Annotated in this window: 11 protein-coding genes; 2 read left to right on the top strand and 9 right to left on the bottom strand. The window is 35.5% G+C overall.

Translation table 11 applies throughout. The annotated features are described in order from the left end of the window. Positions 1-142 precede the first annotated feature (142 nt). From FUA22_RS01070 to FUA22_RS01030, 9 genes are all read right to left on the bottom strand, one after another. Complete coding sequence (locus tag FUA22_RS01070; RefSeq protein WP_147765719.1) at positions 143-931, bottom strand: 3-keto-disaccharide hydrolase; 789 nt, start codon at positions 929-931, stop codon at positions 143-145. 1 nt (position 932) lies between these two features. Next, on the bottom strand, positions 933-1,637 hold the full coding sequence (locus FUA22_RS01065; RefSeq protein WP_147765717.1) for a 3-keto-disaccharide hydrolase: 705 nt from the start codon (positions 1,635-1,637) through the stop codon (positions 933-935). A gap of 8 nt (positions 1,638-1,645) precedes the next feature. After that, on the bottom strand, positions 1,646-2,350 hold the full coding sequence (locus FUA22_RS01060; RefSeq protein WP_147765715.1) for a gluconate 2-dehydrogenase subunit 3 family protein: 705 nt from the start codon (positions 2,348-2,350) through the stop codon (positions 1,646-1,648). A gap of 9 nt (positions 2,351-2,359) precedes the next feature. After that, positions 2,360-4,081 carry a GMC family oxidoreductase gene (locus tag FUA22_RS01055; protein ID WP_147765713.1) on the bottom strand — a complete coding sequence of 574 codons (1,722 nt, stop codon included), beginning with the start codon at positions 4,079-4,081 and terminating at the stop codon, positions 2,360-2,362. Positions 4,082-4,107: 26 nt separating this feature from the next. Next, positions 4,108-5,160 carry a sugar phosphate isomerase/epimerase family protein gene (locus FUA22_RS01050; RefSeq protein WP_147765711.1) on the bottom strand — a complete coding sequence of 351 codons (1,053 nt, stop codon included), beginning with the start codon at positions 5,158-5,160 and terminating at the stop codon, positions 4,108-4,110. 20 nt (positions 5,161-5,180) lie between these two features. After that, complete coding sequence (locus tag FUA22_RS01045; RefSeq protein ID WP_170309815.1) at positions 5,181-6,329, bottom strand: Gfo/Idh/MocA family protein; 1,149 nt, start codon at positions 6,327-6,329, stop codon at positions 5,181-5,183. 7 nt (positions 6,330-6,336) lie between these two features. Then, complete coding sequence (locus FUA22_RS01040) at positions 6,337-7,509, bottom strand: MFS transporter (protein ID WP_147765709.1); 1,173 nt, start codon at positions 7,507-7,509, stop codon at positions 6,337-6,339. Between the two features lie 28 nt (positions 7,510-7,537). Beyond that, complete coding sequence (locus FUA22_RS01035) at positions 7,538-8,506, bottom strand: sugar phosphate isomerase/epimerase family protein (RefSeq protein ID WP_147765707.1); 969 nt, start codon at positions 8,504-8,506, stop codon at positions 7,538-7,540. Between the two features lie 99 nt (positions 8,507-8,605). Continuing rightward, positions 8,606-9,649, bottom strand: a complete 1,044-nt coding sequence (locus FUA22_RS01030; protein WP_147765704.1) for an AraC family transcriptional regulator — start codon at positions 9,647-9,649, stop codon at positions 8,606-8,608. A 138-nt stretch (positions 9,650-9,787) separates the two neighbouring features. Here FUA22_RS01030 and FUA22_RS01025 point away from each other — a divergent pair, with 138 nt between their 5' ends. Then, positions 9,788-11,515: a GMC oxidoreductase gene (locus FUA22_RS01025; RefSeq protein WP_147765702.1), complete on the top strand. Its 1,728-nt coding sequence runs from the start codon at positions 9,788-9,790 to the stop codon at positions 11,513-11,515. Between the two features lie 4 nt (positions 11,516-11,519). Then, the gene (locus FUA22_RS01020; RefSeq protein WP_170309814.1) at positions 11,520-12,152 is read left to right on the top strand and encodes a gluconate 2-dehydrogenase subunit 3 family protein; all 633 of its coding nucleotides are present in this window, start codon (positions 11,520-11,522) and stop codon (positions 12,150-12,152) included. The last annotated feature ends 10 nt before the right edge of the window (positions 12,153-12,162 follow it).

The following is a 12,162-nucleotide window of genomic DNA, read 5'->3' as shown; positions in this document are numbered from 1 at the left end:
ATTCCTTTTAAAGAAATTTAAAGAAAAAACAATTTAAATCTCCTAAAAACAATGCATTAGGTTAAGTTATAAAACAATACAACCAAGAATTTTTCTCGATTGTTTTTGTTTATTAAACGTGTTTCTATTAACAAAAACTGCTTTATAATTCCCGTACCCAAATATTTCGATAGCTCACTAAATCTCCATGTGCTTGCAAATGAATAGGCGCTTTATCATGAGCTTTATAAATTGGCGGGCCTTTGTATTCTGTTGGCCCTTGAATTTCGAAATGATCTTGCACCAAAACACCATTATGCAAAACAGTAATAGTTGCTTTTTTTGTTACCTCTCCCAATTCGTTAAATTCTGGTTGATGATAAATAATATCATAAGTATTCCATTCTCCCGTTGGAACGGATGCCATTGCTAACGGAATAGACTGTTTATAAACAGAACCTACTTGACCATTAGAATAGGTTTCATTATCAATATTATCTAATACCTGAACCTCATAGCGCCCTTGCAAAAATACACCACTATTACCAAGCCCCTGACCACTTTTACCTTCAACTTTCGGTGGTGATTTCCATTCTAAATGCAACTGGATACTTCCGAAGGTTTGCTTTGAAGTTATCCCACCCGTTTTTGGATTCACTGTCATAGAACCATCATCATTAAGTGTCCACCCAACCGAAGAGCTACTCTTCTGCGACCAACTATCAAAATTAGAGCCATCAAATAAAACAATGGCATCACTTGGAGCAGCAGCATTTTTACCTGGAGTTACCTTAGGCACTTTTGGCTCCCAAAATTCAGTGAGTTTGGGATCTATTTTATTTCTTTCTTCGGGCGTCAAAATTTCTTTCTGCTGCACTTCTTTTTTCTCTTGCCCTTTACAAGACAAAAAGCAAGCGCCAATTACCAGAGTACTAATAATTAGTTTCTTCATTTTATAGTTCTTTGATTTTAATATTTCTATACCACACTTTATCTCCATGGTCTTGAAGACCTATATGGCCTGTATGATACTTTCCAAAATGCTCCCAACCTTTAAATTTTGAATTTAAAACCATGGCGTCCCAAGCTTGTCCGTGAACTGGAAATTTCACAATCAGAGTTCCGTTTAATTTAACGGATCCTTGGTTCGTTTTATGATTAATTTTAATTTCACAAGCATTCCATTCGCCTGCCGATTTGCAAACATCTTGCGAAGGTTGCACCATATCATATAAAGCTCCAGCTTGATGATATTTTGGATTTGCCTTAGCATCAGGATGGCGTTCATTATCTAACACTTGAATTTCTGGGCCCGTTTGATATGCTTGATTCAAGTTTTCATCTTCATGAACACCCCAAAAAACACCACTATTACCACCTTCGGCAATTTTCCACTCCAAACTTAAAATGAAATTCGTGTATTTTGATTTGGTAATGATATTATTAGAATGGTCTGCCTTATCAAGAACCATAGCGCCATCTTCCATAGCCCAAGCAGAAGATATATCTTCTTTTAAATATACTTTCCAATTATCAAAAGAAGAACCATCAAAAAGGGTTTCCCATTCGCCTTGTATTGACGCTTGAGTATTATTGTTATTTTCCTTACAGGATAAAAAAATAGTAAAAATAAAAAGTATGTAGATTAGGGTTTTCATCTTATAAATTATGTAGTTAAATTTCCATCATCATCCCAAACAGCAATATTACTTCGGTTTTCCTGATTAACACATTTTGCTAACCATTCTTCATCATATTTTAATCCGTGTTTTTCTAAAACCTCTGCAGGAATACCATCCCAAATATTTGGCCCATTACCTTTATAACCCAAATCTTCAATTCCCATTTTAGATGTATAATAGCCGGTTAAGGTTAAATTTCTCATATTAGTAAAAAACTTTTCTCCAGGCAATAATTCTAGTTCAGTTTCTTCAGGATATGCTATTTGATCGCAAATATTTTTCTGTTCTAACTCGTCACAACTTATAAACTCTTTATTATATAATTTGTTACTGAAGTTATCAAGCCACATGATACCACCTCTTAAAGGCAGTTGATACTCTTCTATATCTTTTACTATAAACTCTACAAATGCAGGCACTTCTGCATCGGTAGCAGACCCAAAATTTTCATTACTAGGTAATATAATGTCACATAGCACAGCAATTGTGGCTATTTCGTGTTCATTAAAAAACACTTCATTTAAAAGTACTTTATCTCGTAACTGTTCCTTTGATGTTCTTCCATAATCTGGAAAAGTAATTTCCTTTGGAGCAACTTCAGAAGCTCCCTCAGTTGAACAACCCTGTAAGGCCACTCCTCCTGCCAGTGAACCTAACAATATAGACTTTATTGAATCTCTTCTGTTCATAACACTAATTTACGAAATGTTCTGTTTCTTTAATTCACTTATAATATAATCGCAGGTACGCCACGACAAAGCTAATATTGTCCATGTTGGATTCTTATCGGCTTGAGATACAAATGGACCCGCATCAACAATAAACACATTATCTGCATCATGTAATTGCTGGTATTTATTAGTAACCGACTTTTTTGGGTCATTCCCCATACGGGTTGTTCCTACTTCATGGATAATTCTTCCCGGAGCATCTAATCCATAATCACTCTCAGAATTAGGTTTATTGCCTAACAATTGGGCACCCATACTATCAAAGATTTCCTCAAAAATTTCATGACTGTGTTTAGCCTGAAGCTTCTCATACTTAGTCCAATTATAATGGAATCGCAAAACCGGAATACCCCACTCATCCACAGTATCAGGGTCAATTTCACAATAATTATCTTCCATTGGCACGCTTTCCCCTCTCATAGAAACCCCCATAACAGCTCCATAGAATTTCTTAATATCATCGCGTAAACGATTTCCATAACCACCTACCTGCTCACCTATAAATTTATTTAATCCATTAGCTCCAAAACCAATTCCATATGATGGCATCCATAGTCCGCCCCAAATTTCTAAATGATAGCCCCTTGGGAAATTTAGTTTTTTATTATCTAACCACCAAGGTGTATAAACATGCATGCCTCCAACACCATCTTCGTTGTATCTTTTCCTATTCATTAATTCCGGAACAAAAGCTGCTCTACTTGTTCCTGTTGAATCGTGCAAATATTTTCCAACCAAACCGCTACTATTTCCCAAACCATCTCTGTGAACCTTACTTTTAGAATTTAGTAAAATTCTAGCTGTACTGCATGCCGAAGCTGCAAGTACAATTACTTTCGCATTAAGTTTATATTCCTTTCGGTCATTTTTATTAATGAAGACGACACCAGTTGCCTTACCAGAAGGATCAGTCACAACTTCTCTAACCATTGAATCTGTATACAGTCTAATCTGTCCTCCAGATTTTTGGGCTGGAAAAATCAAACATGAACCCGATGAAAAATCGGCATAAACACTACATGACCTACTACATTGTCCGCAATAAAAACAAGCTCCTCTATCGTTATTAATTCTTTTGGTTAAAATTGATAGCCTTGATGGATAAACCGGAATATTAGCTTTTCTAGCCGCCTTTATATAGTAGAGTTCGTGCAAACGTGGTTTTGGTGCTGGCAAAAAGAATCCATCAGGGTCATTAGGTAAGTTTTCTTTACTTCCAAAAACCCCAATAAGTTTATCTACCTTATCGTAATAAGGTTTAACATCTTCATAAGAAATAGGCCAATCTTCACCTAAACCATCAATACTTCCTCTTTTGAAATCTTTTGGCCCAAAACGTAATGAAATACGCCCCCAATGATTTGTTCGACCACCTAACATCCTAGAACGAAACCAATCAAACTTAGTCCCTCCCTTGTGTGTATATGGTTCTCCTTCAATATCCCAGCCTCCATAGGCCATATCAAAATCACCAAAAGGTCTTGAAGACGAAGCTCCTCTTCTAGGAGATTCATAGGGCCATTTTAACTGGGTACGTGTTTTTGGGTCTGCCGGATCAAAAAATGGTCCCGCTTCAATAACTGCAATATTTAATCCTGCTTCAGATAAAATTTTGGTAGCCATACCTCCACCAGCACCAGAGCCAACAATGATAACATCAAATTGTTCTGTAGCTTCTTTTATCTGCATGGTTTAATATTATTTATAAGTTAGTATCAGACACCTAATACACTTTTCAAATAGTCTTCATCAATATCTCCTCCTGCGAAATCATCAAAACTTCTTTGAGCTGCTTCTATAATATTCTTTTGAATGAATGGCGCACCTTCCCTAGCACCTTGTTCAGAAGATTTTATACAACACTCCCATTCCATGACAGCCCAAACATCAACTTCGTATTTAGTTAGCTTAGTGAAAATCCCTTTGAAATCAACTTGACCATCTCCTAAACTTCTAAAACGTCCAGCACGATCTTTCCAATCGGCATATCCGCCATAAACACCTTGTTTTCCTGTAGGATTAAATTCTGCATCTTTTACATGGAACGAACGAATTCTTTCATGGTAAATATCTATGAATGATAAATAATCTAATTGCTGTAATACATAATGACTTGGATCATATAAGATATTAGCACGTGAATGATTTCCAGTGGCTTCTAAAAACCTTTCATAGGTAATACCATCGTGAATATCTTCTCCTGGATGAATCTCATAACAAACATCCACACCATATTCATCAAAATGATTTAAGATTGGTGTCCAACGATTAGCCAATTCTTTAAATCCCATTTCTACCAATCCAGCTGGTCTTTGTGGCCAAGGATAAACGGTATGCCACATCAAAGCACCAGAAAAGGTAGCATGAGCATTTAAGCCTAATCTTCCACTTGCAGTACCACATTTTTTAACAAAGTCAATTGCCCATTCTGTTCTTGCTTTTGGGTTACCTCTAACATGCTCAGGCGCAAAACCATCAAACATAGAATCGTAAGCTGGATTAACAGCTACTAATTGCCCTTGCAAATGCGTAGATAATTCTGTGATTTCCAAACCATAAGAATTTACTTTTCCTTTCAATTCATCACAATATGTTTGACTTTCAGCTGCTTTCTCAATATCAATCAAATGAGACTCCCAAGTTGGAATCTGAATACCTTTATAGCCTAAATCTGCTGCCCATTTACACATACCATCTAAACTATTAAATGGTGCTTCACTACCTGCAAATTGAGCTAGAAAAACTGCAGGTCCTTTTATTGTTTTCATTTATTACTTTATATTTTTTGTTAACTTAATTTAGTCCAGGCAGCATTATTCTTATCACTCTCTACAGATGCATAAATAAATTGCATACCTCGCACTCCATCTTTAGCTGTTGGGTAATCAGGATTTTCAATAGTTTCACCATTTAAAACTGCTAACAAATGCGTTGCAAAATTCTTATAAATAGTAGCAAAAGCTTCTAAATACCCTTCTGGGTGTCCAGCAGGAATTCTTGACACAGCTAGTGCTTCTGGGTAAAGACTATTACCATTGGGCGTGTAAACTTTCACAGGGTCGTTTAACCAATGTGTTATCAATTGGTTTGGATTTTCCTGATGCCATTCCAAACTCCCTTTTTCTCCATAGACTTTAATAGCCAAATTATTTTCTTCACCTAAAGCAATTTGAGAAAAAGACATGGTACCCTTAGCACCATTTTCCATACGGATTAACACGTTGCCATCATCATCTAAAACACGTCCATCTCCAAACCGTCCAAGGTCTGCTGCTAACTCTTCAATTTTTAATCCTGTAATATATTCTACCAAATTTTCAGCATGTGTACCAATATCACCTAATGCGCCTCCAATTCCAGAACGTTTAGGATCTACTCTCCAAGCAGCCTGTTTATTATCTGTTCCTTCTACAGCAGTTGACAACCACCCTTGAAGATATTGCACTTGAATTTTTCTAATGTTTCCTAAGTCACCATTATCAACCATCGCCTTGGCTTGTTTAACCAAAGAGTTACCCGTATAATTATGTGTTAAAGCGAAAAGTTTACCGCTCTTTTCAACAATCTTTTCTAATTCAACTGCTTCGTCCAAGGTCAAAGTCATCGGTTTATCACAAACCACATTAAAACCATTTTCTAAAGCCATTTTAGCGGGAGGAAAGTGCATATGATTTGGTGTTACAATAGCTACAAAATCCATTCTAACATCTTCAGGGAGTTCTTTTTCTTTTTGAATCATTTCTTCAAAACTCCCGTAACATCTATCTTCATTTAGATATAATGCTTTTCCTGAAGTAATTGATTTTTCGGCACTACTACTAAAGGCACCACAAACCAAATCAATCATTCCATCAATTGAAGCTGCTTTTCTATGAACATCTCCAATGAATGAACCGGTGCCACCACCGATCATTCCCATTCTTAATTTTCTACTCATATTTTATTTATGCTTCTACTGTTTTATTTCTTTTTTTCATATAAATACTAAGCCCTAAAAAAGCTACAATTAAAATAGCTGGTAAAATAGACATAGTACGCAACGCTTCTGCTGCATTCGAATCATCCATTAATTTCCCCATTATTGGCAACACTATAGATACTGAAAACATTCCTGCTCCTCCCATAATTGATAAACCAAGAGCTCCTGTTTCAGGCAAATATTCTGCCACAAAACCTAACATTGTTGGCCAGAAGAATGTTACTCCAACAGCGAAAATTGCAGCGGCAACAAAAACCATCCCTCCACTAACAACTGTTAACATCCATAACCCTATAAAAGTAAATATGGCCGAATACAACAACATACCTGAAGGCTTTAACTTATGAACAACCTGACCCGCAAACATTCTACCTAGTGCCATAATTCCATTAATAAAAGCCAAAACTAATAATGGAGCCGCTACCGATTCTTTTAAAAGTGATTCAATACGTTGTGTAGTTCCAAGTTCAGAAGCGGCTGTCAAAAACATACAAGCCACCATAAACAAGAATAGAGGTTTTAGTACACTTGAAAACATTTTTTTATTACTGATTCCTAATTGCACACGTTCTGTAACTGGGATTTTTTGTCCCCAAAAAAGAACACCATAAATAACCAGTGGAATAAATAAAGTTCCCACCATAATTTGCCAACTTAAATCCAGCACATCCATTATAAACCATCCTACAATAGCTCCAATCACAATTCCGCCTGGGAACCATACATGGAACCTATTAAGCATTTTAGTTTTTTCATTCGGAAACATTGAGGCTACCATTGGATTTAAAGCAGCTTCAACAAATCCATTACCAATACCAATAAATAGCGTAGCAATAAATAGCGAGGTCATAGAATCTGCCATGAGAGTTAAAACGATACCAACTGCATGTGTAATAAAGGCCATCCAAGTTATTTTCTTAATCCCTAACAAATCAACTAAAGGCCCCCCTATAATCATTGCAATGGTAAACCCAAAAAAGGCAGGTGCAAAAGCATAACCTATTTGCTCTAAAGTTAAACCGACTCCTTCAGGTCCAAAAACAGTTTCTAAACGTGCTCTAATAGCAAATGTCATTGCTGTTGTAATTAAGGCAAGACAACTTGCCAAAAAGAGTCTGTTTTTATTAATATTCTCCATAATAAATATTTTAGTTTGGTTAGTTATTTTATGATAATTGCTTACCGACTTTAATTAATAAATCTCTTGTCAACTCAATACCTTTGTCTTCTGATTCATTACGCCCTTCGTATTCTATTCCAACAAATCCAGTATATCCAACACTTTTTACCATCTCCATAATTCGCAAATAATTTATTTTAGTTTCATCTCCATTAGCATCAAAATCATAAGACTTTGCACTTACCGCTTTTGCGAACGGCAACAACTCTTGCATACCTTTATATCTATCGTATGCTTCTAAGCAAGTACGATTTTCACCATATTTCATACAAAAATTACCAAAATCTGGAAGTGTTCCACAGTTCTCATTTTTAATTTGAGAGAACACCTTATGCATCCATTGTCCATCAGAAGAATACCCACCATGATTTTCAACTAGCACATTAATGTTAGACCCTTTTGCGAAGTCTGAGAGTGTTGTTAAAGAATCAATCCCTGCTTTAATACCATCGTCATAATTATTTGCCCCGCCTAAATTTACCCTAATGGCATGACAACCTAAAAAGTGAGCGGCTTCTACCCATTTATAATGATTTTCAATAGCCTTTAATCTTTGCTTCTCATCAGCATGTGCCAAAGCCCCTTCTCCATCTATCATAATTAAGACATTTTGCTGTCCTTCAGCATCTGCTCTTGAATTCATTTCTTTCAAGTAAGCCATGTCTTTAGCTTTATCTTTGAAAAACCCATTAACATACTCAACCCCCTCGCATCCAAAACTTCTTGCTTTGGCAGCAAAATCTAAATTATCTAATTCACCACCTCGTAAAGCTCTATGAAGCGACCATTGTGCTAAAGAAATTTTAAAAAACAAGCTAGGATCTTCAACAACCGAAGTTTCAGCTTCTACTATTTCACTATTTTTTTTTGAAGAATTTTTACAAGAAGTTAATCCAAGAACTGATAAAGCTAATCCAGTTTGACCAGCTTTATAAATAAAATCACGTCGTTTCATTACTATTAGTTAGTTATTGTTGGTAAACACGTGAAAATATACAAATAAAATCTTTCTACTGTTTATTTTTATTCAGTGAAATATTTTGAACAAACTAAATTAAATTTCAGGATATGCTGTTAAAGCCTCATTAACACAATGCAATCTACGATATTCATTTGGAGAACATTTCTCGTGTTTTTTGAATACCGTTGAGAAATATTGACTTGTAGTAAAACCACACATATATGCCACTTCACTAACGGTAAAATTTTCTTTTTCAAGCAGGATTTTTTTAGACATTTCCAACCGTCGCATTGTAAGATACCTCATTGGCGTTAAATTAGTCAACTGCTTACAATGATGTGTAAATCTAGTCAGCCCTACTCCTGCAGATTGTGACATTTGCTCAATGGTCCAATTTTCTGATAAATTTTTATCCAATTCCTTAAGAAAATACTCCACACTTCTAGAGCTATCTGTTAAAGACTCATTCAACTCAATATTTTCCGTATTCAATAAATCTAAAATAAGAATTAAAAGATAGTTTATTAACAACCTAATTCTAGAGGCATTGCTACCATTTTCATCTGTATTAACAGCTAAATTAATACGTTTAAAACAGTCTCTAACACGTTGGTCTGTCTTTAAAATAGATTTCTGGTTATGCCTTAAAATAGTAGTAAGTCTCGCAAGATCTTCATTGGTTAATGTAATCCAATCTGGCCACACCCATTCTTGATGCGGTCTGCGCACTCCCAAATCTAAAATAACCCAATAAAACTTACCCATTCCTATATATGGATTCCCTACTCTATGAGCTTCCCAAGGACGGGTAATAGTTAAGTGATTAGGTGTTAACAAAACCTCCTTATTCTCTTGAGCATAAGGCATGGTTCCAGACTCTAAAAAATGAAATTCTATACCCTCGTTTCTATGCCAATCTAAACCCCAATCCTGTGGCTCATTGGCATCCCAATAACCTATACTATTTAAGCCAATTGTATTCTCATCCAAACGGTCTCCTGGATAGGTGTGTCTAGCCAATGCTTTAAACTTTAATTTCTTACGTTTATAAGCATCAATTAAAGGCAAACAAGTATCAGCATGATACACCACACCATCTGCCTCATAAGGTTCAATTTCCTGTATATTTATTTTCACTGAAATATTTTAAACACTTTTACTCCGCAAAATAGCTATTTTTCCACTTAATATAAAAATTATTGTTATTTTCAAGCGCATTAGCAATAATACGTATCATTCTCTATCATATTCTAATAGATTTTTATTTACATATTAATGATTAATAACTCAAAAAAAGAAAACGTTGACACCTACGATGCTATCGTAATTGGAACAGGTGTTAGTGGAGGTTGGGCAGCCAAAGAACTTTGTGAAAACGGTTTAAAAACTTTAGTTCTTGAACGGGGACGCATGGTTAAACACATTGATGACTATCCAACTATGTATATGGACCCGTGGGATTTTAAACATCGAGAAAAACAACACCCAAAGGAGATTAAAAATCAACCGAAACAAAGTAACTTATGGAATGGCGCACTCACTAAGCCCGCCACAAAACATTGGTTTGTTGATGATTTGAAACACCCATACAGTGAAACCAAAGAATACCTTTGGCTGAGAGGTTATCATGTTGGCGGACGTTCCATTATGTGGGGAAAACAATCATATAGATTAAGTGATTTAGATTTTGAAGCGAACAAAAAAGATGGTCATGGTGTTGATTGGCCAGTACGATACAATGATATTGAACCATGGTACGATAAGGTTGAAGAATATATAGGTGTTTCAGGAGAAAATTTAGGCTTATCACAACTTCCTGATCAAAAGTTAGAGCCACCAATGGATCTTAATTGCGTTGAAGAAAACCTAAAAGAGAACATTGCTAACAATTTTGAAGATGGAAGGCTTTTAACTATTGGACGTGTAGCTCATATAACTGGAGATAAAGAACATAAAGGCCGAAGCAAATGTCAATTCAGAAATAGATGTATGAGAGGATGTCCATTCGGAGGATATTTCAGTAGTAATTCATGCACACTTCCTGCCGCAGAGGCAACTGGAAATATGACTTTAAGACCACACTCAATTGCTTATGAAATTGTTTATGATGACACATTAAAAAAGGCTACGGGAGTAAAAGTTATTGACACCGAAACCAAGGAAAAAATATTCTTTAAAGCCGACATTATTTTTTGTTGTGCCTCTGCAATTGCTTCCTCCTCAATTTTAATGCAATCAAAATCAGAACGTTTCCCTAATGGATTAGGCAACGATTCAGGTGAACTAGGTCACAATTTAATGGATCATCATTATGCTGTTGGTGCCTCTGCACAAGTTGATGGCTTTACCAACAAATATTATAAAGGCCATAGACCCAACGGTTTTTACATCCCTCGATTCAGGAATTTAGGCGATAATAAAACAGATCAAAAAGACTTCGTACGTGGCTACGGCTATCAAGGATCTGCCAGTAGAACCAATTGGCAACATGCTGTTTCAGAATTAAGTTTTGGTAAAGATTTAAAAGAGAAAATTTTAAAACCAGGACCATGGACAATTGGCATGGGTGGATTTGGTGAGTGTTTACCATATCACGAAAATAAAATGACCCTCAATTATGATAAGTTAGATGAATGGGGCTTACCAACTATCGATTTTGATGCCGAAGTAAAAGAGAACGAAATTAAAATGCGTGAAGATATGCGTGATCAAGCAGTTGCGATGTTAAAGGCAGCAGGCTATAAAAACGTTCAAGGCTTTCTAGGAAAAGCAATTCCTGGCGCTTGTATTCATGAAATGGGAACTGCTCGCATGGGTAACGACCCAGAAACATCAGTCCTTAATAAATATAATCAGGTTCATTCTTGTAAAAATGTTTATGTGACTGATGGTGCTTTTATGACTTCTTCAGCATGTCAAAATCCATCTTTAACCTATATGGCATTTACAGCACGTGCTGCCAATCATGCTGCTAAAGAATTCAAAAAGAACAAAAACAGTTAAGATTATGGATAGAAGAACCGCTTTAAAAAATTTAACCGCCGGAATTGGATATGCTGTTGCCACACCTACCATAATGAGTATTCTAGCTTCTTGTCAAGAAAAAACAGAAACTTGGACTCCTTTGTTTCTTTCTGAAGACGAAAAATATATGATTACGCATTTAACTGATATCATATTACCAAAAACAGAAATCCCAGGCGCTCTTGATGTTAATATTCCACAATTTCTAGACATGATGTTTTATGAAGTTGAATTAGACGAAAACCAGAAACAATTCAAAAAAGGCTCCAATTTATTTTCAAAAAAGATTATACAAAGCTTAAACAAACCCATATCTGATGTTAAAAAGAAAGAATTTAATGTAGTTTTAAAAAGTTATTTCGATCTTTCAGAAGAAGATTCAAAAAAAGTAATAAATCAACAAAAGTTAAACATAAAAGAGGTTGCAGAAACTGAAGCCGATTCATATCACATTTATAAATTTCTACTAACTGTTAGGTATTATACCATTTTTGGGTATTGTACATCAGAAGAAATTGGCGAAAATGTTTTGGCTTATGATCCCGTTCCAGGCAATTATCAAGGTTGTATTTCATTAGAAGAAAAAACCAATGGAAGAGCGTGGTCCTTACAATAATGACTTAATT

Source organism: Seonamhaeicola maritimus (genome assembly GCF_008056315.1).
GTDB classification, from domain to species: Bacteria; Bacteroidota; Bacteroidia; order Flavobacteriales; family Flavobacteriaceae; genus Seonamhaeicola; species Seonamhaeicola maritimus.
Note: the sequence above shows the minus strand (reverse complement) of the source record. Positions and strands in the feature narration are given on the sequence as shown.

Bases quoted from the DNA above. Each gene is read 5' to 3' on its own strand.
- FUA22_RS01065 (WP_147765717.1), bottom strand. From the start codon at position 1,637: ATGAAAACCCTAATCTACATACTTTTTATTTTTACTATTTTTTTATCC.
- FUA22_RS01025 (WP_147765702.1), top strand. From the start codon at position 9,788: ATGATTAATAACTCAAAAAAAGAAAACGTTGACACCTACGATGCTATC.
- FUA22_RS01020 (WP_170309814.1), top strand. From the start codon at position 11,520: ATGGATAGAAGAACCGCTTTAAAAAATTTAACCGCCGGAATTGGATAT.
- FUA22_RS01070 (WP_147765719.1), bottom strand. From the start codon at position 931: ATGAAGAAACTAATTATTAGTACTCTGGTAATTGGCGCTTGCTTTTTG.
- FUA22_RS01060 (WP_147765715.1), bottom strand. From the start codon at position 2,350: ATGAACAGAAGAGATTCAATAAAGTCTATATTGTTAGGTTCACTGGCA.
- FUA22_RS01055 (WP_147765713.1), bottom strand. From the start codon at position 4,081: ATGCAGATAAAAGAAGCTACAGAACAATTTGATGTTATCATTGTTGGC.
- FUA22_RS01040 (WP_147765709.1), bottom strand. From the start codon at position 7,509: ATGGAGAATATTAATAAAAACAGACTCTTTTTGGCAAGTTGTCTTGCC.
- FUA22_RS01035 (WP_147765707.1), bottom strand. From the start codon at position 8,506: ATGAAACGACGTGATTTTATTTATAAAGCTGGTCAAACTGGATTAGCT.
- FUA22_RS01050 (WP_147765711.1), bottom strand. From the start codon at position 5,160: ATGAAAACAATAAAAGGACCTGCAGTTTTTCTAGCTCAATTTGCAGGT.
- FUA22_RS01045 (WP_170309815.1), bottom strand. From the start codon at position 6,329: ATGAGTAGAAAATTAAGAATGGGAATGATCGGTGGTGGCACCGGTTCA.